Genomic DNA, 24032 nt, shown 5'->3' on the forward strand with positions numbered 1-24032 from the left:
TTATCGACCGCTGCGGCGTGCCGGGCGACCGCCCGATCCCGAGCCGGTGCGGACGCCGCGGAAGACCCGGCTGTTCTGCATCTTGCCGAGGTTGATGTTGGCCGATGCGGCGATCGGCTGGCCCGGCAGTTCGAGCTCGTTGGCTTCGAGCCGGCGGATTTCGTCCCGGATGCGCGCCGCTTCCTCGAACTCGAGATTCGCCGCCGCATCGCGCATGCGCTTCTCGAGCTCGGCGATATGGCTTCTGAGATTGTGTCCGACGAGATGCACGTCGCCGGAGACGCCAGTATCGACCGTGTAATGGTCGCGCTCGGCGGTGGATTGCAGGATCTCGGCGATGTTCTTCTTCACCGAGGCCGGCGTGATGCCGTGTTCCTTGTTGTAGGCGATCTGCTTGGCGCGGCGTCGCTCGGTCTCGGCCATGGCGTACTTGATCGAGTCGGTCATCTTGTCGGCATAGAGGATGACCCGGCCCTCGACGTTGCGCGCGGCGCGGCCGATGGTCTGCACCAGCGACGTCGGTGACCGCAGGAAGCCTTCCTTGTCGGCATCGAGGATCGCCACCAGCGCGCATTCCGGGATGTCGAGGCCCTCGCGCAGGAGATTGATGCCGACCAGTACGTCGAACGCGCCCAGCCGCAGGTCGCGGATGATCTCGATGCGCTCCAGCGTGTCGATATCAGAATGCAGGTAGCGGCAGCGGATGCCGGCCTCATGGAGATATTCGACGAGGTCCTCGGCCATGCGCTTGGTGAGCACCGTCACCAGGACCCGCTGGCTCTTCTTCGCGCAGTCCTTGCACTCGGCGATCAGGTCGTCGACCTGCTTCTCGACCGGCCTGATGATGACGGTCGGGTCGATCAGGCCGGTCGGGCGGATGACCTGCTCGACGAACACGCCCTGGGTCCGTTCCATCTCCCAGGGGCCGGGCGTCGCGCTGACGAAAGTCGTCTGCGGGCGCAGCGTCTCCCATTCCTCGAACTTCAGCGGACGGTTGTCGATGGCCGATGGCAGGCGGAAACCGAACTCGGCCAGCACGCTCTTGCGGTTGAAGTCGCCGCGGAACATGCCGCCGATCTGCGGCACGGTGACGTGGCTTTCATCGACGATCAGGAGCGAGTTTTCCGGGAAGTATTCGAACAGGGTAGGCGGCGGCTCGCCCGGCTTGCGGCCGGTGAGATAGCGCGAGTAGTTCTCGATGCCGGCACAGGCGCCGGTCGTCTCCAGCATCTCGATATCGAACAGGGTGCGCTGTTCGAGCCGCTGCGCTTCGAGCAGCCGACCGGCGCGGTTGAACTCGTCGAGCCGCTGCTTGAGGTCGGTCTTGATCTGCTGGATGGCCTTCGTCATGGTCGGGCGCGGCGTGACGTAGTGGCTGTTGGCATAAACCACGATGTCCGAGAGCGTCGCCGATTTATCGCCGGTGAGCGGATCGAACTCGGTGATCGACTCGATCTCGTCGCCGAACATCTCGAAGCGCCACGCCTTGTCTTCATAGTGGGCCGGAAAAAGATCGACGGTGTCGCCACGCACGCGGAAGGTGCCGCGCTGGAAGGCGTTGTCGTTCCTCTTGTACTGCTGTTCGACGAAGCGGCGGAGCAGGGTGGTGCGGTCGATCTTCTGCCCCTTGTGCAGGCGGAAGGTCATGGCCTGATAGTTCTCGAGCGGACCGATGCCGTAGATGCAGGAGACCGAGGCGACGATCACCACGTCGTCGCGCTCCATCAGGGCGCGCGTTGCCGAGTGGCGCATGCGGTCGATCTGTTCGTTGATCGACGAATCCTTCTCGATATAGGTGTCGGTGCGGGGAACGTAGGCCTCGGGCTGATAGTAATCGTAGTAGGAGACGAAGTACTCGACCGCGTTCTCCGGGAAGAAGCCCTTCATCTCGCCATAGAGCTGCGCCGCGAGCGTCTTGTTCGGCGCCAGCACCAGCGCCGGCCGCGTCTGCGAGGCGATGACATTGGCCATGGTGAAGGTCTTGCCCGAGCCGGTGACGCCCAGCAGCACCTGGTCGCGCTCGCCTCCCTGAACGCCGTCGATCAGCTGACGAATCGCCTGCGGCTGGTCGCCGGCAGGTGTGTAATCCGACACCAGCTTGAACGGCTTGCCGCCGATATTCGCTGGACGCCGCTGGATATAGGGCATCAGCAGCGGCATGGGGGAAACCGCAAGGTTCTTCGAGGCCATGGCCTTATTATATGAGGGCGCGGCTGGGGGCCGGCAATGCTTGAGGCCGGCAGGCGGGACCGTCGCCTGGGACCTGCCAGGCGGGGACAAACGTTCCCGAGTTTCCCGGCGCGGTGGGAAGCCTCCGATGCCGATGGCACAAGGCTTTTGGGGCCTTCGCCCGGGTTTCCCGCCTCTTTTCGGGAATCGACGGCGCGAAAAAAATGGTTTTCCCGAAAATGGCCTTAAGCGTTGGAATCAAAGGATTTCCGGAAAATTTCGGGAATTCGGGAAAGGCCGCCGCGGCAGCCGGAGCCGGGACGAGGACGGGCCGGGCGGTGGAAGCTGTGCCGTTCATGGTGTCATCATAAGTCTCGTCGACGCCGGCCCCTATTATGGTCACTTACGGCGGGCCGGATGGTGCGTGGCGCTTCTCGTCACTTCCCTGTTCGACCCGTTCTCGGCGACACCGCCAGGCCAAGGAACACCATCACGGCCTGGTTGAGCCGGACCACATCCTCGTCATCCAGCCGGCCGATCCGCTCGCCGACTTTGGACTTCGAGACAGTGGTGATCTTGTCCACCATCAGCCGGGAGGGAGAGCGCAGACCGTTGCGCTCGTTCGCCTCAATCAGCAGCCGGAACAGGGGCGCTTCTGTGGGATCGGTGGTGAAGGCGCAGATCGTTATCGAGGCCGTCGCGTCGAAAGCATCATCCTGGACGATGACGACGGGGCGCGGCTTGCCCGCGTAATCCTTGCCGCCGGAGACAGTCCAGATGTCTCCCCGCTTCATTCGTCGTCCCAGTCGGACGCCGCATCGATGAACGCCTGATCCTCGGCCGCATGGGCGCTTGCCGCTACCGCCATGGATTGCCGGTGCGCCTCCGCCCGGAAGGATGAGGCGCGAACGTCGGGCACCCAAATCTGGATCGGCCGCAGGCCCTGGGCACGCAGCCGGGCGCGGTGTTCCTGGACCTTCAGCCTGGTGGGCTTCGCACCACTCGCAGATGGCATGATCTGAACCTCCGAATTGGTTACATGTAACCATTCGTGGATCGGGTCGCAAGGGGAGCGATCCGGTTCATCGGCGAGCGTCATGTCCGCAATGTCCATATCGGACCGCCGGAGCAGGTGATCGTCCAACGGGCCCCGTCGGCCAGCTTCATCGCGGCCGCGGCGTTCATGGCGTCATCACAAACCTCGTCAACGCTAGTCCCCATTATGGTCACCTACGGCAGGCCGGACAGTGTGCGGGCAATGGTGAGAACCCTGTTGCCACCAGTGTTCATCAGAGGACGCGCAAAAATATCCAGCTAAACTGATAAGGTATCCTTTTCAGGAGGCCTTATATGCTCTACGTTGGCAGTCATGAAGGATCAGCCGGACACTTACCAAAGCATGCGCGCTGCGGCCCTGGCGCAGGATCTCCGGGCGCTGGTGGGCAAGCTGAAGCGCCGGCTGCGCGCGCAGGCGCATATCGGCGATCTCACGCCATCACAGGTGTCTGTGCTGCTTCGACTGGAGACGGACGGCCCCGCAACGGCGTCAAGTCTCGCCCGGGCCGAGGGAGTGCGTCCGCAATCGATGGGCGCCATCATCGCGGCGCTTGAGGCGGCAGGCTGGGTGAGCGGCGTGCCGGACCCGACGGATGGGCGACAGACCTTGCTGTCGCTGACGGATGCCTGCCGCAAATGGATCGAGGAAGGCCGTGCGGCACGCCAGGACTGGCTCACTCGGGCGCTTCAGGTACATCTGTCGCCGCACGAACAGGACAGGCTTGCCGAAGCCGTCGATCTGCTCAAGCGGCTTGTCGACGAGTGATGCGAATCCGTCGCGGCTTGCGACCATCCCTATTTTCAAAAGGAATGCGCCATGGCTTTGACCGCGCTCGATCCCAGCACCGCCCTGATCATCATCGACCTGCAAAAGGGGATCGTCGGTCTGCCCGGCATCCCCACAATTGATGCCGTCATCGCGCGAGCAAGCGCGCTGACTGAGACCTTCCGCCAGCGCGGCCTACCGGTGGTACTCGTCAACGTCGCCGGCAGTGCCCCTGGGCGCACGGAACAGCCGCGTCAAACCAGTCCGCGACCGGACGGGTGGACCGACCTCATCCCGGAACTCAATCAGCAACCCGGCGACATCGCCGTAACGAAGCGGACCTGGGGCGCCTTTGCGAGCACCGATCTCGAGGCGCAATTGAAAGCGCGAGGCGTCACTCAGGTGGTCGTCGCCGGCGTGGCGACCGGAACCGGCGTCGAGGCGACGGCACGCCAAGCCTATGAGCACGGATTCAACGTCACGCTCGCCATCGACGCCATGGCCGACACGCGTCCCGAGGCGCACGAGTACAGCATCAGATGCGTCTTCCCACGGCTCGGCGAGACCGGCACGAGCCAGGACATCATCGATCTCCTGCCGGCAAGGAACGCCTGAGATGCCATGGCTGTCGCTATTATCCTATGTCTTTGGCGGTGCGTTCCTCGCCAATGCGATCCCCCACTTCGTCAGCGGAATGATGGGCCGGCCGTTTCAGAGCCCATTTGCCAAGCCGTCGGGCCAAGGGCTGTCGTCTTCAACCGTCAACGTGCTCTGGGGCTTCTTCAATATCGCCGTCGGCTATGTCCTTGTCTGTCGCGTCGGCGATTTCGACTTGAAGAGCACCGGCGACATCGTCGCATTTGGCGCCGGTGGGCTGCTGATCGCACTTTTTTCCGCCCGTCACTTTGGCCGCTTCCACGGCGGCAACCAGCCAGAGCAGCCATGAGGGCGCCGCTTGAAGGCGTCCGGTCCCTGAAAGGCTTCAATCATCGGATCTGGGTCGGCGGCGCCTTCGTCTCCAACATCGGCACGTGGGTACAGCGCACGGCACAGGACTGGCTGGTGGTCACCCAGCTCACCCGTCACGACGCGTCTGCCGTCGGGCCGGTCATGGCGCTGCAGCGCAAGCTCCTGATTGCAACGCAATCGGCGATGAGCGTCCTTGCCTTGGCGCTGGGATTTCTCACCGTCTCCGGGGCCGTCCAGCTTTGGCAATGGACATGCCGGGCCAGAGTCTGACTAGTTATCTGTGGATGAGGTGGCGATAGTGACGCGGATCACGTCGCTTCCGAAACTGTCCATGATCGGCAACGCGCGACGGACACTTAGGATCGATCAGGTCGTGCCGCCGGCCGGCGTGTAATCCGAGACCAGCTTGAAGGGCTTGCCGCCGATATTCGCTGGACGCCGCTGGATATAGGGCATCAGCAGCGGCATGGGGGAAACCGCAAGATTCTTTGGGGGCATGGCCTGCATTATATGATGTCAGGGGCGGGCCCGGGCAATGCTAGAGCTTGGGGGCTGCCCACGATGCCCGAGCTCCTCGCGCCTTCCTTCCTGATCGCCGCCGCGGTCGCCGTCGTCGCCGGCATGGTGCGCGGTTTCGCGGGGTTCGGCGCCGCGATGCTGATGACGCCAGTCTTTTCGGCCCTGTACGGGCCGGAGACGGGCGTGTCTCTGTGCCTGATGCTGGAGATCGTCGTCGCCCTGCCGCTGTTGCCGCGGGCGGTCGCGCACGTCGACTGGCGCCGGATCGGCCTGCTGCTGGTGGCCGCGGCCATCTGCGTGCCGCTGGGGAATATCACGCTCACCCATGTGGCGCCGGAACCGATGCGCTGGACGATTTCGGCGATCGTCCTGACGGCCGTCGCCTTGCTGGCGAGCGGATGGCGATATCATGGCAAACCGCGGGCGACATCGACTCTGGCGGCGGGCGGAATGAGTGGCTTTCTCAACGGCCTCTCGGGAATGGCTGGACCGCCGATCGCGTTTTATTATCTGGCAGGTAAGGAGAGCGTGGAACGCGTGCGCGCCAATCTCACCACCTATTTCGTGTTCGTCGATCTCGCCACGCTGCTGGTGTTCGTGGCTCGCGATCTCGTGCGCTGGGAGACCGGCATGCGCGGCATCTTCCTTGCTCCGGCGGTGGTCGTTGGCGGCGTGTTGGGGGAGCGGTTGTTCCCATTGGCCAGCGAGCGCTTTTATCGCTATTTGGCGCTGGTCTTGCTGGTGGCCGTGGCGATCGGTTCCTTGATCCTGTGATCTGCGAAGGGTAGCGGGCAGTATGAAGATCTGGGGAAAGATAGTTGGCGGTACGGCTGGCTTCGCCCTCGGCGGTCCGATCGCGGCCTTGCTGGGGGTGATGGCGGGCCACGCCGTCGACCAGTATGTCCTCGAGGGACGGGTAAGCAATGAAACCGCTCCAGCCGCGCCTCGCGATCCCAACGACCATCCAGGCCTGCGCCAGATCGGCTTCACGATCGGCGTGATCGCGCTCGGGGCGAAGATGGCTCGGGTCGATGGCGAAGTAACCCACAAGGAAGTCGAAGCCTTCCGCTCGTTCTTTCAGGTGCCGGCGGGCGAAGAGCGCAATGTCGAGCGGTTTTTCGATCTGGCCAAACGTGATGCATCCGGTTTCGAACCTTATGCGCGTCAGGTGGCGGCGCTCTTTCCCGATGCGCCCGAAATCCTCGAGAATGTTCTGGAGGGGTTGTTCGACATCGCCAAGGCCGATGGACAGGTGAGCGCCGAGGAGGCCGGATACCTCGCGAAGGTGGCAACGATCTTCGGCTTGAGCGCCGAGCGATTCGAGCGCGCCAAGGCGGCGGCCCTGGGCGTGGTGGAATGCGAACCCTGCATCATCCTCGGTATCGATCCGCTGGCGTCGGACGAAGAGATCCGCGAGGCATGGCTGCGGCAGGTCCGGGCCAACCATCCCGACCGGCTGATTGCCCAGGGATTGCCGGAGGAAGCGATCGCGGTTGCCAACCGCAAGCTCGCCCTGATCAACGATGCCTATGATCGACTGCGCCGCCAGCGCGGGCTGATTGCCGCGTGAGCCTGACGATCGTCGATCGGCCTTCGCCCAACCACGCACCGCGGCCCGAGACTTCGGCGGTCGATACGCTGGTCCTGCATTACACGGAATTGCCGCTTCAATCGTCGCTCGACATTCTGAGCGATCCCAAGCGCGAACTCCGCGTCAGCGCGCATTATGTGCTGGCCGAAGAGGGGACCGTCTATCGCCTGGTACCGGAGCAGCGCGTCGCCTGGCACGCCGGCCGTTCCTACTGGCGTGGACGGGACAGCCTGAACGCGACGTCGATCGGTATCGAGATCGTCAACCTGCACGGCGACCATCACGATTATCCCGATCGGCAAATCGCGGCGCTCATCGATCTCTGCCGCGATATTCTCGGCCGCCACCCGGCGATCGTCCCGCGCAACGTCGTCGGTCATTCCGACATCGCTCCCCGCCGCAAGATCGATCCGGGCCTGCGCTTTCCCTGGAAGACTTTGGCCGCTGCCGGTGTTGGCGTCTGGCCAAAGCCGGGAGCCAGGCCTTTCGAGGGCGATGTCCAGGAGGCGCTGCAGCGCTTTGGTTATGTTCCGGCGGTCGATCTCCCTGAGGAGGAGATACTGAAGGCCTTCCAACGGCATTTCCGTCCAGCGCGTGTCGACGGCATCGCCGACATCGAGACGCGCTCGCTGCTCGCAGCTCTTCTTGACCAGGTGGGGGCGGGGCCCTAGCTAGACGGCCGTCAGACGGCCGGATGGCTGCGCTGCGGCGAGCAATCGCTGTGGCGAGGAAAGTCCGGGCTCCACGGAGACACGGTGCCGGTTAACGACCGGCGGGGGCGACCCCAGGGACAGTGCCACAGAGAACAGACCGCCAGTCCGGCTCGCCGGACGGGTAAGGGTGAAACGGTGGGGTAAGAGCCCACCGCGCGACCGGTAACGGAAGCGGCACGGCAAACCCCACCGGGAGCAAGACCAAATAGGGGCGGCACGCCGGGCAACCGGCAAGCGTGTTTCCGCGCCGTCGCCCGGGTCGGTCGCGCGAGGCGTTCGGCAACGGACGTCCCAGAGGAATGGCCATCCATCGCTTTCGGGCGAGGACAGAACCCGGCTTACAGGCCGTCTGACATCTTCTCGTTATTTTACAGCTGGGAAGACTGGGAGAGGGCGTGCGCTTTCCCCTACACAAGACCTTGCGGTTTTAGGAGAAGAGCAGACAATAGATGTGGTGCTAACCACTTAGGAATCCACGGCGAATCGGGGTTTTGATGATTGCATCCCGGGCTTTCCCATGGTATCCCATTGTATCCCGTGTATCAGTGGATGCCGGCGCGTGGGGCACCGGCGGCGGGATCCAGGGGGAGAGGCCCGGTGGCATTCCGGTCCGAGATCCTGATCAAGCTCGACAAGAAGGGACGGGTTCTATTGCCCGCCGCCTTTCGCGATGAGCTGCCCGCTGATGATCGGGGGGCTTTTGTCCTCTACCACTCGCCCAATGTTGCCGGCGTCGTGAACGGGAACAGTCGCGCCGGCTTCGATGCCATGTTGGACCGCCTGCGCATGGAAGCGCTGGGGCCCAAAGGGTCGCTCAAGGTCGCGCTCGACGATGAGGCGTTCGATCCTGCCGGCTACCTTTCGGCCGGCGCGCGCACCGTGCCGATGGAACCCGATGGTCGCTTCACGCTGCCGGCGGAGTTCGCCCAGATTCTCGAAACCGAAGAGGGCGTGATGCTTGTCGGCAAGGGCGACAAGTTCCAGCTCTGGAATCCGAAGCGCTGGCAGGCGCGTCGCGACTCCGATCGCGAGAAGATGGCGGCGTTCGTGCGCGGCCTCACCGGAGGTGAGGCATGAGCGGACACGTTCCGGTCCTCCTCCGCGAAGTCGTCGAGGCGTTGAATCCGCGCGATGGCGCTCGCTATGTCGACGGCACTTTCGGTGCCGGCGGTTACACGGCCGGCCTGCTCGATCGTGCCGATTGCGAGGTGATCGCGATCGATCGCGATCCGGATGCGGTAACTGCCGGTCAAGCGCTGGCGCAGCGCTATGCTCCCCGCTTGCGCCTGGTCGAGGGTCGCTTTGGAGACATGGCGGAGCTGCTCTCCGCGGAAGGCGTGTCGGAGGTCGATGGCGTGACGCTCGATCTCGGCGTCTCGTCCATGCAGTTCGATCGGCCCGAGCGTGGTTTCTCGTTCCGCGCGTCCGGCCCTCTGGACATGCGCATGGAGAAGCGCGGTCCCTCGGCGGCCGATCTCGTCAACGACGGCGAGGAGTCGGAACTCGCCGATATCTTCTGGCGCTATGGCGAAGAAAGACGGAGCCGGCGTGTCGCGCGTTCTATCGTCGAGCGTCGGCGCGAGGGGCGCATCGAAACGACGGGCGAACTGGCCGAGATCGTGCGCCGCGCGGTCGGCCCTTCGGCCAAGGACGAGAGCGATCCCGCAACGCGCGTCTTCCAGGCGCTGCGGATCGCGGTCAACGACGAGCTGGGTGAGCTCGAACGTGGACTTGCGGCTGCCGAATCGGTTCTTGCGCCGGGCGGCCGCCTTGCCGTCGTGTCGTTCCACTCGCTCGAAGATCGGGCCGTCAAGGAATTCGTCAGGGCGCGGTCGGGGCGGACGCCTGCACCGTCGCGGCATGCACCGCCGGTCGCGCAGGCCCGGACGCCGACCTTGCGCGACCTGACCCGCCGACCGGTCGTGCCGACCGATACCGAAGTCGCGGCCAATCCTCGCGCCCGTTCGGCGCGCCTGAGGGTTGCCGAAAAGATCGGAGGGGCCGCATGATCCATCGCGGCCTCCTGTTCTGGTCGATCATTGCCGTCTGCACGGCGATCGGCCTGTTTGCGGTCAAGTACAAGGTGCAGGACCTCGAGGAGAGGATCGACCGCACCAATCAGAAGATCGTCGAAAGCCAGCAGGCCACGCACATCCTCAGGATCGAATGGGCTCACCTCAACGAGGCGGAGCGCATCGAGCATCTCGTGCAGGCCCATCTCGACCTCGATCAGGCCTCGATCAAGCAGGTCGTACGATTGGAGTCCTTGAAGACAGATTCGAGCCCCCCGCGACGCGATTCGCCACTCCCTTCCCCCCCACGAACGGGCAACGACGTCCCCTCGTCGACTTTGCCCGGTGGCGATCGCGTCGCAGCGGAGGCCGGCAGCCCCTCGCCGGCCTCCGCACCCCTTTCAGGGCGTTCAGCCGGACCCACGACGCCCCCTCGACCGGCCCTTCAGGGGCCGGCCCCCTCGGGTCCGGCAGGAGCGGGCCGCGGCGCCGCGGTTACCATCGATGACATCCTCTCGAGAAACGAAGGGGAGCGTCGATGAGGCTGTGGCGCAAAGCAGGTCCGCCCGAACCGGCCGCCGCGCCCCGCGCGGCGGCCGGCACGCGTCCGCTGTCGGCCAGGGAACGCACCAAAGGCGACGCCCAGGAAACCGCGCGGCAGCGGCTGGTGATCGCGTCGGCGTTGCTGACCATGGTCTTCGTGGCGATCGCGCTGCGCATGGCCTATGTGTCGCTGCTGCGTGAAGGCGGCGAACCCACCCAGCGCGTCGCGGCGCGCGGTGGTGCGATCCAGTCCGAGCGCGCCGACATCGTCGACCGCAACGGCATCGTGTTCGCCACCTCGCTGCCGGTCATGTCCGCGTTCGTCAACCCGCATCTGCTGGTCGATACCCAGGACGCAGCCCGCAAGATCGTGTCCGCTCTCCCCGACCTCAAGTACGACGAGGTGAAGGAGAAGCTCGACGCCGACAAGAGCTTCGTCTGGATCAAGCGCGGCCTCAGCCCCCGCGAGAACGATCTCGTCAACCGGCTCGGCATTCCCGGCCTCGAGTTCCAGGCCGAGGAGCGGCGCATCTATCCGCAAGGCCAGACCGGTGCCCACGTCGTGGGGTACACCAGCATCGACAATGCGGGCTTGGGCGGCGTCGAACGTTACTTCGACCAGCAGCTCCAGAGCGGACAGACGGTGCAGCTGTCGATCGATCTGCGCCTGCAGCGCATGGTCGAGGACGAGATTGCCCACGCCGTCCAGAAATTCTCGGCCATCGGTGCGCAAGCCATCGTGATGGATGCGACGAATGGCGAGATCCTCGCCATGGCGTCGCTGCCGACCTACGATGCCAACAAGGCCAAGACGATCACCAACGAAGCCCTGTTCAACCGCGCCACGCTCGGCGTGTACGAGCAGGGCTCGATGTTCAAGGTGTTCAATACCGCCCTCGCGCTCGACAGCGGCAAGGTCACCTTGGCGGACAAGTTCGACGCCAGTTCACCGATCAAGATCGACCGTTTCACCATCCACGACGATCCCGACGTGCCGCACCGCGTGCTCACGGTGCCCGAGGTGTTCAAGTTCTCCTCGAACATCGGCTCCGCCAAGATGGCCGTCGAGGTCGGCAGCGATGCGCAGCGGGCTTTCTTCGACCGGCTCGGCTTCCTGAAGCCGCTGAACACGCAGCTCACCGAACTCGGCTCGCCGCTCTATCCGGCGCACTGGGCCAAGATCAACACCATGACCATCGCCTTCGGCCACGGCATGTCGGTGACGCCCTTGCACCTGATCACCGGCGTCGCCGCGATGGTCAATGGCGGCGTTCTCTATTCGCCGAGCTTCCTCAAGCGCACCTCCGGCAGCGATCCGGGACGCCGCGTGATCCAGGCCAAGACCTCCCAGCAGATCCGTCAGCTGATGCGCCTGAACGCGGTCGAGGGCACCGGCAAGAAAGCCGACCTGACCGGTTACGAAGTGGGCGGCAAGACCGGCACTGCTGAAAAGGTGTCCCATGGCGGCTACGCCAAGAAGGCATTGTTCAGCTCCTTCGTCGGCGCCTTCCCCATGAGCGATCCGAAGTTCCTTGTCCTGGTCTCCCTGGACGAGCCCAAGGGTACGAAGGAGACGGGCGGTTACGCGACCGGCGGCATGGTCTCGGCCCCGAGCGTGAAAGTCATCATCGAGGACATCGTCTCTCTTTACGGGATCCTGCCCGGTGACTGGAACAGTGGGCGGACGTCGCTGGAGGTCGCTTCGACGCCTGTCCAGCCGAGCCCGATGCCTCAGCTGCTTCCGGTTGCCGCGCGTGGACAACGGTTCGAACACAGGGCGCTGCCGGCTCGACCCACTGGCCCCATGGCGGCGCCTCCTGCGGGAGTGCGCCGTGTTACGGTTGAGTGAGCTCATGCGGCAGACCGCCGACACCGGATCTGGTGGCGTCCTGCCCCACGATCCGGTGCTTGCGGGGCTAACGCTCGATTCACGAAAGGCTCAGCCCGGATACCTGTTCGCCGCCGTTGCCGGCTCGCACGCCGACGGCGCGAGCTTCGTAGCCGACGCCGTGAAACGCGGTGCGGTTGCGATCCTCGTGGCGCGCGACGTGGTCTTGCCGGCGCTCGATCCCGGCATCGTCGTTGTCCGCGATGCCAATCCGCGGCGCCGCATCGCTCTGATGGCAGCAGCCTTCGCGGGACTCCAGCCTGCCACCATTGCCGCCGTGACCGGCACGAACGGCAAGTCTTCCACGGTTCATTTCGCCCGTCATATCTGGGCCAGCCTCGGCTTGAATGCGGCGAGCGTGGGGACACTCGGCATCTTCTCGGCCGGTTTCTCGCGCGACGCCGGATTGACCACGCCCGATCCGATTCAGCTTCACGCCGATCTGGCGACGCTGGCGCGAGAGGGCGTCACCCATCTTGCCATCGAGGCATCGAGCCACGGTCTCGACCAGCATCGGCTCGACGGATTGCGTCTGGCGGCGGCGGCATTCACGAACCTCACGCGCGAGCATCTCGACTATCACCCGTCGATGCAGGCCTATTTCGAGGCCAAGGCGCGACTGTTCGGGCAATTGCTGCCATCCGACGGCACGGCCGTCGTCAATGCCGACAGTGACCGCGCCGCAGCGCTGGCGGAGATTTGCCACAGACGCGGCATCCGCTTCTGGACCTACGGCACTCAGGGGCGCGAATTCCGATTGTTGCGCGATGAGCCGACCGCCACCGGCCAGCATCTCGAGATCGAGGTGCTCGGGACGCGCTACGAGATCGACTTGCCGCTGGTCGGCGCTTTCCAGGCTTCCAACGCGCTGGCGGCACTCGGGCTTGTCGTTGCGACCGGTGGCGACGTCACGCGCGCGGTCTCGTCACTGGGCACCTTGAGCGGCGCGCCCGGTCGGCTGCAACTCGTGGCACGGCACCGCAGTGGCGCTCCGGTCTATGTCGACTATGCCCACAAGCCGGAAGCGCTGGAGACTGTGCTTCGGACATTGCGTCCCTTCGCCAAGGGGAGGCTCGTTGTCGTGTTCGGCTGCGGCGGCGACCGCGACCGCGGCAAGCGCCCTCTCATGGGAGAGATCGCGACGCGGCTCGCCGACCTTACGATCGTCACCGACGACAATCCCCGCTCCGAGCAACCTGTCGCCATTCGCGCCGAGATTCTCCGCGGCATCCCACCCGAGCGGAAGAACTGGATGGAGGAGAGCGCCGGCCGACGTGAAGCCATCGCGGAGGGATTGGCGGCCCTGCGCTCGGCGGAGGATCTGCTCCTGATCGCCGGCAAGGGGCACGAGACGGGTCAGACAATCGGGGCCGTCAAGCATCCGTTCGACGATGCGCAGGTGGCGCGGGAACTGGCGGGAGCTGCATCGTGACCGCGCTCTGGACCTCCGACGAGATCGCGCGGGCCCTGTCGCCGGTGGCAATGCCCGAGGCGTTCGAGACCAATGGGGTGACGTTCGACAGCCGCGCCGTCGCGCCGGGCGATCTCTTCTTCGCCCTCAGCGGGGAGACCACGGATGGCCATGCCTTCGTGGCCGATGCGCTTGGACGTGGCGCCGCCGCCGCGATCGTTTCGCGGGATGTGCCGGAAGCCAGGGGAAAGCTGGTCAAGGTGCGGGACACGACGCAGGCCCTGGTCGATCTTGGCCGTGCCGGTCGTCAGCGCAGCAACGCCCGCATCGCCAGTGTCACGGGCTCGGTCGGCAAGACCAGCACGAAAGATGCGCTGCGTGCGATGCTGTCTGCCCAGGCCCCTACGGCCGCGAGCGCGGCAAGCTTCAACAACCATGTCGGCGTCCCGATCAGCCTGGCCCGCCTGCCGCGGGACGCGCGGTACGGCGTCTTCGAGATCGGCATGAATCATCCCGGCGAGATCGAACCGCTGGCGCGGCTGGTCGAGGCGCATGTCGGCGTGATCACCAATATCGAGCCGGCTCACATTGGTCACATGGGCTCCGAAGAGGCGATCGCCGACGAGAAGGCCTGCCTGTTCGCCGGCATGCGCCAGGGTGCGGTCGCGGTGCTCAATCGCGACAATCGCCATTTCGATCGGCTGACCGCGAGCGCACGGCGTTTCGGCGTCGCTCGCATCGTCGGCTTCGGACGCCACGAGGCCGCCGAGGCGAGACTCCTCGCGTGCCGCCTGCATGATTCAGGAAGCGATGTTGTCGCGTTGATCCATGGGCAGAAGATCGAGTATCGGCTGGGCGCGGCGGGCGAACACTGGGTCCTGAACAGCCTCGCGGCGCTCGCCGTCGTCGAGGCGCTGGGAGGCGATGTCGCCAGGGGCGCTGCCAGCCTTGCCGAGGTGAAGCCATCGCCGGGGCGGGGCGCGCGGCGGCACCTCGTTTTCGGTTCGGGAAGCATCGAGCTGATCGACGAGAGCTACAACGCCAATCCGGCCTCGGTCCGGGCGATGCTCGCGGTGTTCGCGCGCACGCAGCCGGCGTCGCAGGGGCGTCGGCTGCTGGTGTTGGGCGACATGCGGGAGCTGGGCCAGGGCGCAGACGACTATCACGGCGGACTGGCGGACGCCGTGGCGGCAAGCGGCGCCGACCAGGTCTTCCTGTGCGGTCCGCATATGAAGGCGCTGTGGCAGCGGCTGGCGCAGGCACAGCGAGGCGCGTACCAGCCGGATTCCGTGGCACTCGCGCCGCTTGTCGCGTCGGGGCTGCGGGCGGGGGATGTCGTTGCGGTGAAGGGCTCTCTGGGCTCGAAAATGAAGACTGTCGTCGATGCCATCCTGGCGGCGAGCGGCGGCGATGTGGGACGCTGAAGATGATCTACAATTTCCTTTATCCGCTGGCCGACTTCTTCTCGCCCTTCAACCTGTTTCGGTACCTTACGTTCCGGTCGATCGCCGCCTTTCTGACGGCGCTGGTCCTGAGTTTCCTCATTGGCGGGCGACTGATCCGTTGGCTGCGCAGCAAGCAGAAGCAGGGGCAGCCGATTCGCGAAGACGGTCCGGCGAGCCACATCGTCAGCAAGAAGGGGACGCCGACGATGGGCGGCCTGCTGATCCTGATCTCGCTTTGCGTCGCGACGCTGTTGTGGGCCGATCTGACCAACCCCTATGTCTGGATCGTGCTGGGCATCACCATCGCCTTCGGCGGCGTCGGGCTGTGGGACGACTTCCTCAAGGTGACCAAGCGGAATCCCAAGGGCGTCCCGGGCAAGACCAAGTTCGGCCTGTCGATCGTCGTCGCCGCCGTTGCCGCTTACCTGATCGCGCAATGGTCGCCGCCCAGCTTGCGCTACATGCTGGCGCTGCCGTTCCTGAAGGACGCACTGGTGCCGCTGGGTCTCGTCGGATTTATCGTCTTTGCCGTCCTGGTGATCGTCGGTACGTCGAATGCCGTGAACCTGACCGACGGGCTCGACGGGCTGGCGATCGGACCCGTCATCATGGCCTCGGCCGTATTCGGGCTGATCGCCTACGTGGTCGGTAATCTCGTTTACACCAACTACCTCTATCTGCATCACATCCCGCGCTCCGGCGAACTCGCGGTCTTGCTGTCGGCCCTGGTCGGCGCCGGCCTCGGCTTCCTCTGGTTCAATGCCCCCCCTGCCATGGTGTTCATGGGGGATACAGGGTCGCTTGCGATCGGTGGCGCGCTGGGAGCGGTAGCCGTCGTCACGAAGCACGAGATCGTGCTGGCGATCGTCGGTGGCCTGTTCGTGCTCGAGACCGTGTCCGTCATCGTGCAGGTTCTGTCCTTTAAGTGGACCGGCCGGCGAATTTTCCGCATGGCGCCGCTGCATCACCATTTCGAGCAGAAGGGATGGGCCGAGCCGACCGTGGTGTTCCGGTTCTGGATCATCGCCGCCATCCTCTCGATGGTCGGCCTGGCCACGCTCAAGCTGAGGTGAAGGGATGATCGATCTCGCCGTCCTCAGAGGTTCGTCGTTCGTCGTCCTGGGTCTGGCACGCTCGGGACTGGCGACGGTGCGAGCGCTGATTGCGGCCGGCATCGATTGCGTCGCCTGGGACGACAAGGAGGACGGCCGGCGGGAAGCCGCCGCGATCGGGGCCAGGATCGCCGATCCCACGACTGTCGACTGGTCCAAGATATCGGCGCTCGTGATCAGCCCCGGCATTCCCAATCGCCTGCCAAAGCCCCATCCGGCGGCCGTCGCGGCGCGCGCGGCGGGAAAACCTCTCATCTGCGACGTCGAGTTGCTTGCCCGCGCGCAACCGGCGGCTCGTTACGTCGCGGTCACGGGGACCAACGGCAAGTCGACGACGACCGCCTTGATCGGCCATATCATCCAGTCGGCGGGCGTTCCGTGCCAGGTTGGCGGCAATATCGGTCGCGGCGCCCTGGACCTGGCACCGCTCGAGGCGGACGGCATCTACGTGCTCGAGCTGTCATCCTATCAGCTCGAACTGCTGCAGACGTTCCGGGCCAACGTGGCCGTGTGGCTGAACATCACGCCCGATCACATCGATCGCCATGGCGACATGGCGGGGTACGTCGAGGCCAAGGCGCACATCTTCGAGCGCCAGAAGGCCGGCGACTGTGCCGTGATTGGCATCGACGACGATTACTCGCGCGCGATCTTCGAGCGCATGGCGGCGCGGCCGGGTATTGCCGCCGTCCCGGTAGCGTTGGAACGGCCGATCGCGGGTGGCGTCTCGTTCCGGGCCGGAATGCTCGTCGATGCCGACGGATACAGGGTCGATTTCTCCGACGTCCCGACGCTGCCGGGCGATCACAATGCTCAGAATGCCGCTTGCGCCTGGGCTGCCTGCCGCTCGCTCGGCGTTGCACGGGAGAAGATCGTCGAGGGACTCAAGACCTATCCCGGTCTGCCGCACCGGCAGGAGCGCGTCGCCTCGATCGGCAATGTCGTCTACGTCAACGACAGCAAGGCCACCAACGCCGATGCTACGGCGCGGGCGCTTTCATCCTATCGCGACATCTACTGGATCCTGGGCGGTCAGGCGAAGGAGGGCGGAGTGGCGCCGCTGGCCCCGTACTTCGATCGCATCCGGCATGCCTTCCTGATCGGCGAGGCGACCGAGCTGTTCGCCAGCCAGCTCGACGGCAAGCTCGCCTACACGCGCTGCGGCGATCTGAAGTCTGCGCTCGATGCCGCATACGAGCGCAGCCGGAGAGAGGGGCACGGCGCGGCCGTGGTGCTCTTGTCGCCGGCTTGCGCATCCTGGGATCAGTGGAAGAGTTACGAGCATCGCGGCGATGCATTTCGTGCTATGGCGCGTGCGCTGCCAGGCGCACAGATGTTGGGGAGGGCGGCGTGATCCAGGTTCCGCGGGACGACCGGAGCGTCATCGGCCAATGGTGGTGGACGGTGGATCGCTGGGCGCTGGGAGCCATTCTGGCGATCATGGCCTTCGGAGTGCTGCTTACGCTGGCGGCATCGCCGCCGGCGGCCGAACGCATCGGCGCCGATTCCTTCGTGTTCGCCAAGCGCCAGTTCATCTTCCTGCCGATCGCGCTGGCGCTGACGCTGGCCATCTCCCTCGCGTCACCGCGGCACGTGCGGCGGCTGGCTCTCCTGGTGTTCTGCGGCAGCGTCGTTCTGCTGGCGCTGACCTTCGTCATCGGCGTCGAGATCAAGGGCGCCCGGCGCTGGATTGCGGTGCCGGGGCTTTCAAGCGTCCAGCCCTCCGAATTCGTCAAGCCGAGCCTGGCCGTCATCTCGGCTTGGCTGCTGGCGCAGAGCCGGGCCGAGCGGCGCGCGCCGGGCTATATCCTGTCGACTCTGCTGGTCGGGGCCGTGCTGGCGCTGTTGCTGATGCAGCCGGATCTCGGCATGAGCATCGTGGTCGCCGCGGTCTGGGCCGCCCAGCTCTTCGTCGTCGGCCTGCCGATGTGGGTTGCTGGGTTCGGCGTCGTCGGCGGGGCGGCAAGCCTGGTCGGCGCCTACTTTGTCTTCAGTCACGTCCGCAGCCGTTTCGACCGCTTCCTCGATCCGTCATCCGGCGACAACTACCAGGTCAACACGGCGCTCGAAGCCTTCATGAACGGCTCGCTGTTCGGTCGTGGGCCGGGCGAGGGCACGGTCAAGGCCCAACTCCCCGACGCCCATACCGACTTCGTCATGGCCGTCTGCGGCGAGGAGTTCGGTCTCATCGTCTGCCTGATCATCCTGGGGCTGTTCGCCTTCGTCACCATGCGCGCGCTGCAGCGGGCGTCGAAAGAGACCAGTCTGTTCATCACCCTGGCCGCTACCGGTCTCGGCGTGCAGTTCGGCCTGCAGGCGGCGATCAACATGGCGTCGACCATTCAGCTCATTCCCGCCAAGGGCATGACGCTGCCGTTCATCTCCTATGGCGGCTCGTCGGCACTCGCGATGGCGATCTGCGTCGGCATGATGTTGTCGCTGACGCGAGAGCATGCCGGCCTGAGAGAGGCCGTCTGATGACGGCACTGCGCCCCGTTGTTCTTGCGACTGGCGGCACCGGTGGGCACGTCTTCCCTGCCGAGGCGCTGGCCAGCGAGCTCGAGTCTCGGGGCGTGCCGTTCACGCTGGTCACGGACTCCCGTGGCCGCCAATGGCAGGGGGCGCTGTCCCGCCGTCCCATTCACTACATCCATTCGGCCAGTCCCACCGGTTCGATCGCGCGCCGCCTGCTGGCGCTGTTCTCTCTGGCGCGTGGCTTGTTCGATGCCTGGCGTGCGCTGGGACGCATCTCTCCCTCCGCGGTGGTGGGATTTGGCGGCTACGCCTCCGTGCCGACCATGATCGCGGCGAGGCTGCGCCGGACGCCGGCGATGCTGCACGAGCAGAACGCCGTCCTGGGCAAGGCCAACCGTCTGGTTCTGGGCGGCGTCGCCCGCGTGGCCGTCTCGTTCGCCCATACGCGCCATCTGCCCGATGGCGACAATCGAGCGCGCCTCGTCGGTAATCCTGTGCGCGAACCGGTCCGGGCCCTGCGAGGGTCGGCCTATCGCGCTCCGGGGCCGGAGCGGGTGGTCGACATTCTCGTGTTTGGGGGCAGCCAAGGGGCTGCATCCTTCAGCCAGGTGATCCCGGAGGCGATATTGTCGCTGCCGGCCTCGCTCAGGGCGCGTGTGCGTCTGGTCCAGCAGTGCCGGCCGGAGGATATCGAGCGCGTCCGCAAGCTGTACGCGCAAGGACGCATCGTTGCCGATCTGGCTCCCTTCTTTGCCGACCTGCCGCAGCGTCTGGCCTCGGCCCATCTCGTGATTGGCCGATCCGGTGCGTCCACTGTGGCCGAACTCGCCGCGATCGGCCGGCCGTCGATCCTCGTTCCGTATCCCCATGCCGCGGACGATCACCAGACCGCGAATGCCCGTGCTTTCGAGGCTGCGGGCGCCTGCATCGTGATCCCGCATGCCGACTTCATCCCGGCAACGCTTGCGGCCCATCTGCAAGCGCTGTTCGAGGCGCCGCAGCGCCTGGACGACATGGCAAGGGCTGCGCATGCGGCAGGGCGGCCCGATGCCGCCGCTCGGCTCGCGGACGTCGTCACCGACCTGATTTCCCCCACCTTCACGCCGTCAGGAGTCGCCGCATGAGGGCGCTACCGCTCGACATTGGTCTCATTCATTTCGTCGGGATTGGCGGCATCGGCATGTCCGGCATTGCCGAGGTGCTGCACAATCTCGGCTACAAGGTCCAGGGCAGCGACGTTGCCGAAGGTGCCAACACGCGGCGTCTGGCCGAGCTCGGCATAAAGGTCTCGATCGGCCATCGCGCCGACAATCTCGGCAGCGCCCAGGTGGTCGTCGTCTCGAGCGCCGTGAAGAAGGACAATCCCGAGGTGCTGGCGGCGAGGGCCCGTTTCGTTCCGGTCGTGCGCCGCGCCGAGATGCTGGGCGAGCTCATGCGTCTCAAATGGTCGATCGCGGTCGGCGGCACACACGGCAAGACCACGACGACCTCGATGGTTGCCGCCATGCTCGATGCCGGCGGGCTCGACCCGACGGTCATCAACGGCGGCATCATCAACGCCTACGGCACCAACGCGCGCATCGGCGCCGGCGACTGGATGGTGGTCGAATCGGACGAATCCGACGGCTCCTTCCTGCGCTTGCCGGCCACCATCGCGATCGTCACCAACGTCGATCCCGAGCATCTCGATCATTACGGGACTTTCGATGCGCTGCGCGATGCCTTCGTGCGCTTCGTCGAGAACATCCCGTTCTACGGCTTTGCCGTTTTGTGCGCCGACCATCCCGAGGTGCAGGCGCTGATCCCGCGCGTCGCTGACCGGCGTCTCGTCACCTACGGACTGGGCGTCAATGCCGACGTGCGCGCGTTGAATCTGCGTCTTGACCGTGGCGGCGCCGACTTCGATGTGCTGATCGAGCATCGGGCGACCAACGACTCGCGGATCGTCGAGGGCATGCGGCTGCCGATGTTCGGCCAGCACAATGTGCAGAACGCGCTGGCGGCGATCGCGGTGGCGCAGGAAATGGGACTGCCCGACGATACCATCCGGCGGGCCTTGAGCTCCTTCAGCGGCGTGAAGCGGCGCTTCACCAAGACGGGGGAGGCGCACGGCATCACCGTGATCGACGACTACGGGCACCATCCCGTGGAGATTGCCGCGGTGCTGCGCGCCGCCCGCCAGGCTTACGGTGGATCGGGCCGTGTCATCGCCGTGATGCAGCCGCATCGCTACACCCGTCTCGCCTCGCTCAAGGGCGAGTTCGCGACCTGCTTCGGCGATGCCGACACGGTGATCATCGCCGACGTCTACGCCGCCGGCGAAGCGCCGATCGAGGGCGTGAACCGGGACCTGCTGGTCGGTCTGGTGCAGCGCGCCGGTCATCGCGACGTGATGCCGCTCGAAGGGCCGGGAGACCTTCCCGGCCTCATCTGGCAGATCGCCCGCCCGGGCGATGTCGTCGTTTGCCTCGGCGCCGGTAATATCACCTCCTGGGCGCATGCCTTGCCAGGCCAGCTGCAGCAGATTGCGGCGGAGCAGGCCGGTCTGCGCTCCATCGCCAACGACCCTGGGTCGGCGGCGTGATCGTGCTCGCAACGTCGCCCTCTCATCTTATCGACCAGCTGCCCAAGCCGCGTGGCCGGCTGACGGCCGATGCGCCGTTGGGGCCGCAGACCTGGTTCCGGACCGGCGGTCCGGCCGAGGTTCTGTTCCGGCCCGCCGATACCGAAGATCTCGCGGCATTCCTTCAGGCCTTGCCGGAGGAGGTGCCGGTCACGGTTCTGGGTGTGGGGTCGAACCTGCTGGTGCGCGACGGCGGCGTGAAGGGCGTGGTGATCCGGCTCCAGCGTGGTTTCACCGGCATCCGGGTGGACGGGCAGGACGTGATCGCCGGGGCCGGAGCACTCGATCTCAATGTGGCGCTTACCGCGCGGGACCATTCGCTTGCCGGGCTCGAGTTCCTGAGCGGCATTCCCGGCACCATCGGCGGGGCGCTGCGCATGAACGCCGGCGCCTACAACGGCGAACTGTCCCACGTCCTCATGGCCGCAGAAGCGGTCGATCGCGCCGGTGCGGTACACAATGTCGGGCCGGCCGAGATGGGCTTCAGCTATCGTCACAGCGACGCGCCGATGGATTGGATCTTCACCTCCGCCACGCTGCGCGGCATGCCTGGTGACCAGCTGGCCATCGCCCGTCGTATCGCCGAGATCGACGCCGCGCGCACCGACAGCCAGCCGCGCAGCCGCACCGGCGGATCGACGTTCATGAATCCGCCTGGCCACAAGGCGTGGGAGCTGATCGATCAGGCCGGCTGCCGCGGGCTCAGGCTCGGCGGTGCGCAGGTTTCGGAGAAGCATTGCAACTTCCTGATCAATCTCGGCGAGGCGAGCGCCGCCGATATCGAGGCACTGGGCGAGGAAGTGCGTCGCCGGGTATATGAGAAGAGTGGCGTATTGCTGCAGTGGGAGATCCGGCGTATCGGCGAGCCGGCCTCCAGCGGTCACGGAGTAGAGGGATGAGCTGCACCGTTGCGGTCCTCATGGGCGGATGGTCGCCAGAGCGCGAGGTCTCGCTGGTAAGCGGCAAGGCCTGCGCCGAAGGACTGCGTGAGGGCGGGCACACGGTCGTCGAGTACGACGTGAAGCGCGACCTGCGCGCGCTGATGGATTTCCTCCGGCCGGTGTCCGGCGGCGGGCCAGACGTCGTGTTCAACGCCTTGCACGGCAAGTATGGCGAGGATGGTTGCGTTCAGGGCGTTCTCGAAATTCTTGCGGTGCCCTATACCCATTCCGGTGTCCTGGCCTCGGCGATCGCGATGGACAAGCCCATGTCGCGTCACGTCTTCACATCGATCGGCATTCGCGTCGCCCACGGGAAGGTGGTGGAGCGTCGTTCGCTCCTCGCCGGCGATCCCATGCCGCGGCCCTATGTGGTGAAGCCGATCGACCAGGGCTCCAGTGTCGGCGTGCACATCGTGCGGGAGGGGGACAATCTGGCGGCGGTGGAGGTTGCGGAAGCTTCCTTCGGCGAGAAGGTGCTGGTCGAGAAGTTTGTGCCGGGGCGCGAACTGACCGTCGCGGTGATGCATGACAAGCCGGTCGGTGTGACGGAATTGCGTCCCCGCACCCGCTTCTACGATTACGAAGCCAAGTATACCGAGGGCATCACGGAGCATCTGGTTCCGGCCCCGATTCCGGCCGAGGTCTACGAGCAGGCCCGGCAATGGGCGCTGCTGGCGCATCAGACCCTGGGGTGCAACGGCTTGACCCGCGCCGATTTCCGCTGGGACGACAGCAAGCCCAGGACCGAGGGCCTGGTGATGCTCGAACTCAACACCCAGCCGGGCATGACGCCGCTCTCCCTTGCGCCGGAGCAGGCCAAGTGGGCGGGCATTTCCTGGCCCCAGCTCATGACCTGGATGGTTGAACATGCGAGGCGACCGACATGAGAGCGCCTGCCCGCACTTCCAAGTCGGGCGGGGCGGCGCCCAAGCGCGACTACGACCGCCGCAAGAAGCGCAGTACAAGCCGGAAATCCGGTAAACCTGTCTGGCGGCAGCCGATGCTGCTGGGCCTCGCGGTCCTGCTGCTGGGGCTGGGTGGCGGCGGCGGTTGGTTCGCCTGGCGCCAGGGCTGGCTGGTCGCGATCGAAGGTCACATCGAGCAGGCGTCGCGATCGGTCATCTCGGCGATCACGCCCTTCAAGCTCGCCGACATCACGGTCGAAGGGCGCGACTATGTCACACGCGAGGCGATCCTGGCGGCGCTCGACGTCAAGGCGGGCGACTCGCTGCTGGGCATCGACCTGCAGGCGGCGCGCCATCGCCTCGAAGCGATCGACTGGGTCGCGAGCGCGACCGTGGAACGCCGCCTGCCCGATACGCTCTATGTCACGCTCAAGGAGCGCCGCGCCGTCGCCATCTGGCAGAACGGCACGGAATATACGCTGATCGACCAGAATGGCAGGACCGTCCGCGCGAGCCGCATGCCGCCTGGCGCGGAGTCGCTCCTGCTGCTGGGGGGACCGGGCGCGCCCGAGCATGTCGGCGACCTGCTGCTGTTGCTGACCTATGAGCCCAACGTGGCCAAGCGTCTGCGCGCCGCCGTGTGGGTTGGCCAGCGCCGCTGGAATCTCATCCTCAAGAACGACGTCGAGATCTGGCTGCCCGAGGAGGACGCGGTCGCCGCGCTTCAGCGTCTCGGCAAGCTCGATGCCGACTATAAGCTGTTGTCACGCGAGTTCGGCGTGATCGATCTTCGATTGCCGGATAAGCTATATCTCAGGAAGCGCGGTTCGGCAGACGGCATACCGTCACCGACCGCGGCTGCAAAACCGGTGCAGTCAAAAGTGTAGCGTAAGC

At 65.7% G+C, this 24032-nt stretch carries 24 protein-coding genes, 1 other RNA gene and 1 pseudogene; 22 read left to right on the forward strand and 4 right to left on the reverse strand.

Annotation, left to right across the window (positions count from 1 at the left end; all coding sequences use genetic code 11):
• The 3 genes from uvrB to B5D62_RS01410 all read right to left on the reverse strand — a co-directional run bounded on the left by uvrB (position 1) and on the right by B5D62_RS01410 (position 3268).
• Entirely contained in the window at positions 1-2325 is a 2325-nt protein-coding gene (uvrB, locus tag B5D62_RS01400) for an excinuclease ABC subunit UvrB (protein ID WP_419188774.1), read from the reverse strand.
• A gap of 281 nt (positions 2326-2606) precedes the next feature.
• On the reverse strand, positions 2607-2963 hold the full coding sequence (locus tag B5D62_RS01405) for a type II toxin-antitoxin system PemK/MazF family toxin (RefSeq protein WP_085932042.1): 357 nt from the start codon (positions 2961-2963) through the stop codon (positions 2607-2609).
• Positions 2960-3268, reverse strand: coding sequence for an antitoxin MazE family protein (locus tag B5D62_RS01410; RefSeq protein WP_419188767.1), 309 nt, complete (start codon positions 3266-3268; stop codon positions 2960-2962). Before B5D62_RS01410 ends, B5D62_RS01405 begins: the two co-directional genes overlap by 4 nt.
• Positions 3269-3538: 270 nt before the next feature.
• Between B5D62_RS01410 and B5D62_RS01415 the strand changes: the two genes are divergently transcribed.
• The 4 genes from B5D62_RS01415 to B5D62_RS01430 are packed head-to-tail and all read left to right on the forward strand — an operon-like array spanning position 3539 to position 5230.
• Entirely contained in the window at positions 3539-3991 is a 453-nt protein-coding gene (locus tag B5D62_RS01415) for a MarR family winged helix-turn-helix transcriptional regulator (protein ID WP_085932043.1), read from the forward strand.
• Positions 3992-4042: 51 nt separating this feature from the next.
• Positions 4043-4606, forward strand: coding sequence for an isochorismatase family protein (locus B5D62_RS01420; protein WP_085932044.1), 564 nt, complete (start codon positions 4043-4045; stop codon positions 4604-4606).
• Between the two features lies 1 nt (position 4607).
• Positions 4608-4937, forward strand: a complete 330-nt coding sequence (locus B5D62_RS01425) for a hypothetical protein (RefSeq protein ID WP_085932045.1) — start codon at positions 4608-4610, stop codon at positions 4935-4937.
• Positions 4934-5230 (forward strand): hypothetical protein, encoded by a 297-nt coding sequence (locus B5D62_RS01430; RefSeq protein WP_218190905.1) that lies wholly within the window; start codon positions 4934-4936, stop codon positions 5228-5230. Before B5D62_RS01425 ends, B5D62_RS01430 begins: the two co-directional genes overlap by 4 nt.
• 96 nt (positions 5231-5326) lie before the next feature.
• On the opposite strand, the gene B5D62_RS34165 is transcribed toward B5D62_RS01430, so the two are convergent.
• Positions 5327-5458, reverse strand: a complete 132-nt coding sequence (locus B5D62_RS34165; RefSeq protein WP_269435071.1) for a hypothetical protein — start codon at positions 5456-5458, stop codon at positions 5327-5329.
• A 63-nt stretch (positions 5459-5521) separates the two neighbouring features.
• Between B5D62_RS34165 and B5D62_RS01435 the strand changes: the two genes are divergently transcribed.
• From B5D62_RS01435 to B5D62_RS01520, 18 genes and pseudogenes are all read left to right on the forward strand, one after another.
• Positions 5522-6253 (forward strand): sulfite exporter TauE/SafE family protein, encoded by a 732-nt coding sequence (locus B5D62_RS01435; RefSeq protein WP_170920735.1) that lies wholly within the window; start codon positions 5522-5524, stop codon positions 6251-6253.
• Positions 6254-6275: 22 nt separating this feature from the next.
• Positions 6276-7049 (forward strand): TerB family tellurite resistance protein, encoded by a 774-nt coding sequence (locus B5D62_RS01440; protein WP_085932047.1) that lies wholly within the window; start codon positions 6276-6278, stop codon positions 7047-7049.
• The gene (locus B5D62_RS01445) at positions 7046-7741 is read left to right on the forward strand and encodes an N-acetylmuramoyl-L-alanine amidase (protein ID WP_085932048.1); all 696 of its coding nucleotides are present in this window, start codon (positions 7046-7048) and stop codon (positions 7739-7741) included. Before B5D62_RS01440 ends, B5D62_RS01445 begins: the two co-directional genes overlap by 4 nt.
• An 11-nt stretch (positions 7742-7752) precedes the next feature.
• An RNA gene (rnpB, locus tag B5D62_RS01450) (RNase P RNA component class A) lies at positions 7753-8140 on the forward strand.
• Positions 8141-8380: 240 nt separating this feature from the next.
• Complete coding sequence (locus tag B5D62_RS01455) at positions 8381-8860, forward strand: division/cell wall cluster transcriptional repressor MraZ (protein WP_170920736.1); 480 nt, start codon at positions 8381-8383, stop codon at positions 8858-8860.
• A pseudogene (gene rsmH, locus B5D62_RS01460) lies at positions 8857-9789 on the forward strand (16S rRNA (cytosine(1402)-N(4))-methyltransferase RsmH); the annotation flags it as partial. The gene B5D62_RS01455 and the pseudogene rsmH, both read left to right, overlap by 4 nt.
• Positions 9789-10337 carry a cell division protein FtsL gene (gene ftsL, locus B5D62_RS01465; protein ID WP_085932051.1) on the forward strand — a complete coding sequence of 183 codons (549 nt, stop codon included), beginning with the start codon at positions 9789-9791 and terminating at the stop codon, positions 10335-10337. The pseudogene rsmH and the gene ftsL, both read left to right, overlap by 1 nt.
• On the forward strand, positions 10334-12187 hold the full coding sequence (locus B5D62_RS01470; RefSeq protein ID WP_085932052.1) for a peptidoglycan D,D-transpeptidase FtsI family protein: 1854 nt from the start codon (positions 10334-10336) through the stop codon (positions 12185-12187). Before ftsL ends, B5D62_RS01470 begins: the two co-directional genes overlap by 4 nt.
• Positions 12188-12191: 4 nt before the next feature.
• Entirely contained in the window at positions 12192-13658 is a 1467-nt protein-coding gene (locus B5D62_RS01475) for a UDP-N-acetylmuramoyl-L-alanyl-D-glutamate--2,6-diaminopimelate ligase (protein WP_085932053.1), read from the forward strand.
• Positions 13655-15061 carry a UDP-N-acetylmuramoylalanyl-D-glutamyl-2,6-diaminopimelate--D-alanyl-D-alanine ligase gene (locus B5D62_RS01480; protein WP_231714690.1) on the forward strand — a complete coding sequence of 469 codons (1407 nt, stop codon included), beginning with the start codon at positions 13655-13657 and terminating at the stop codon, positions 15059-15061. The genes B5D62_RS01475 and B5D62_RS01480 overlap by 4 nt, the downstream gene beginning before the upstream one ends.
• A 2-nt stretch (positions 15062-15063) precedes the next feature.
• Positions 15064-16155, forward strand: coding sequence for a phospho-N-acetylmuramoyl-pentapeptide-transferase (gene mraY, locus B5D62_RS01485; protein ID WP_085932055.1), 1092 nt, complete (start codon positions 15064-15066; stop codon positions 16153-16155).
• Between the two features lie 4 nt (positions 16156-16159).
• Positions 16160-17548, forward strand: coding sequence for a UDP-N-acetylmuramoyl-L-alanine--D-glutamate ligase (murD, locus tag B5D62_RS01490; RefSeq protein WP_085932056.1), 1389 nt, complete (start codon positions 16160-16162; stop codon positions 17546-17548).
• The gene (locus tag B5D62_RS01495; protein ID WP_231714691.1) at positions 17545-18672 is read left to right on the forward strand and encodes an FtsW/RodA/SpoVE family cell cycle protein; all 1128 of its coding nucleotides are present in this window, start codon (positions 17545-17547) and stop codon (positions 18670-18672) included. Before murD ends, B5D62_RS01495 begins: the two co-directional genes overlap by 4 nt.
• On the forward strand, positions 18672-19793 hold the full coding sequence (murG, locus tag B5D62_RS01500; protein ID WP_085932057.1) for an undecaprenyldiphospho-muramoylpentapeptide beta-N-acetylglucosaminyltransferase: 1122 nt from the start codon (positions 18672-18674) through the stop codon (positions 19791-19793). Before B5D62_RS01495 ends, murG begins: the two co-directional genes overlap by 1 nt.
• Positions 19790-21253: a UDP-N-acetylmuramate--L-alanine ligase gene (gene murC / locus B5D62_RS01505; RefSeq protein WP_085932058.1), complete on the forward strand. Its 1464-nt coding sequence runs from the start codon at positions 19790-19792 to the stop codon at positions 21251-21253. The genes murG and murC overlap by 4 nt, the downstream gene beginning before the upstream one ends.
• Complete coding sequence (gene murB / locus B5D62_RS01510; RefSeq protein ID WP_231714759.1) at positions 21253-22191, forward strand: UDP-N-acetylmuramate dehydrogenase; 939 nt, start codon at positions 21253-21255, stop codon at positions 22189-22191. Before murC ends, murB begins: the two co-directional genes overlap by 1 nt.
• Positions 22188-23120, forward strand: a complete 933-nt coding sequence (locus B5D62_RS01515) for a D-alanine--D-alanine ligase (RefSeq protein ID WP_085932059.1) — start codon at positions 22188-22190, stop codon at positions 23118-23120. Before murB ends, B5D62_RS01515 begins: the two co-directional genes overlap by 4 nt.
• Positions 23117-24025, forward strand: coding sequence for a cell division protein FtsQ/DivIB (locus B5D62_RS01520; RefSeq protein WP_085932060.1), 909 nt, complete (start codon positions 23117-23119; stop codon positions 24023-24025). The genes B5D62_RS01515 and B5D62_RS01520 overlap by 4 nt, the downstream gene beginning before the upstream one ends.
• Positions 24026-24032: the final 7 nt, after the last annotated feature.

Origin of the sequence: Enhydrobacter aerosaccus (assembly GCF_900167455.1) — a bacterium.
GTDB classification, from domain to species: Bacteria; Pseudomonadota; Alphaproteobacteria; order Reyranellales; family Reyranellaceae; genus Reyranella; species Reyranella aerosaccus.

Coding starts and splice junctions, on each gene's coding strand:
- B5D62_RS01475 (WP_085932053.1), top strand. CDS start 12,192: ATGCGGCAGACCGCCGACACCGGATCTGGTGGCGTCCTGCCCCACGAT.
- B5D62_RS01410 (WP_419188767.1), bottom strand. CDS start 3,268: ATGACGCTCGCCGATGAACCGGATCGCTCCCCTTGCGACCCGATCCAC.
- B5D62_RS01470 (WP_085932052.1), top strand. CDS start 10,334: ATGAGGCTGTGGCGCAAAGCAGGTCCGCCCGAACCGGCCGCCGCGCCC.
- mraY (WP_085932055.1), top strand. CDS start 15,064: ATGATCTACAATTTCCTTTATCCGCTGGCCGACTTCTTCTCGCCCTTC.
- murD (WP_085932056.1), top strand. CDS start 16,160: ATGATCGATCTCGCCGTCCTCAGAGGTTCGTCGTTCGTCGTCCTGGGT.
- B5D62_RS01440 (WP_085932047.1), top strand. CDS start 6,276: ATGAAGATCTGGGGAAAGATAGTTGGCGGTACGGCTGGCTTCGCCCTC.
- ftsL (WP_085932051.1), top strand. CDS start 9,789: ATGATCCATCGCGGCCTCCTGTTCTGGTCGATCATTGCCGTCTGCACG.
- B5D62_RS01415 (WP_085932043.1), top strand. CDS start 3,539: ATGAAGGATCAGCCGGACACTTACCAAAGCATGCGCGCTGCGGCCCTG.
- murC (WP_085932058.1), top strand. CDS start 19,790: ATGAGGGCGCTACCGCTCGACATTGGTCTCATTCATTTCGTCGGGATT.
- B5D62_RS01405 (WP_085932042.1), bottom strand. CDS start 2,963: ATGAAGCGGGGAGACATCTGGACTGTCTCCGGCGGCAAGGATTACGCG.
- B5D62_RS34165 (WP_269435071.1), bottom strand. CDS start 5,458: ATGCCCCCAAAGAATCTTGCGGTTTCCCCCATGCCGCTGCTGATGCCC.
- B5D62_RS01420 (WP_085932044.1), top strand. CDS start 4,043: ATGGCTTTGACCGCGCTCGATCCCAGCACCGCCCTGATCATCATCGAC.
- B5D62_RS01435 (WP_170920735.1), top strand. CDS start 5,522: ATGCCCGAGCTCCTCGCGCCTTCCTTCCTGATCGCCGCCGCGGTCGCC.
- B5D62_RS01425 (WP_085932045.1), top strand. CDS start 4,608: ATGCCATGGCTGTCGCTATTATCCTATGTCTTTGGCGGTGCGTTCCTC.
- B5D62_RS01430 (WP_218190905.1), top strand. CDS start 4,934: ATGAGGGCGCCGCTTGAAGGCGTCCGGTCCCTGAAAGGCTTCAATCAT.
- murG (WP_085932057.1), top strand. CDS start 18,672: ATGACGGCACTGCGCCCCGTTGTTCTTGCGACTGGCGGCACCGGTGGG.
- B5D62_RS01520 (WP_085932060.1), top strand. CDS start 23,117: ATGAGAGCGCCTGCCCGCACTTCCAAGTCGGGCGGGGCGGCGCCCAAG.
- B5D62_RS01515 (WP_085932059.1), top strand. CDS start 22,188: ATGAGCTGCACCGTTGCGGTCCTCATGGGCGGATGGTCGCCAGAGCGC.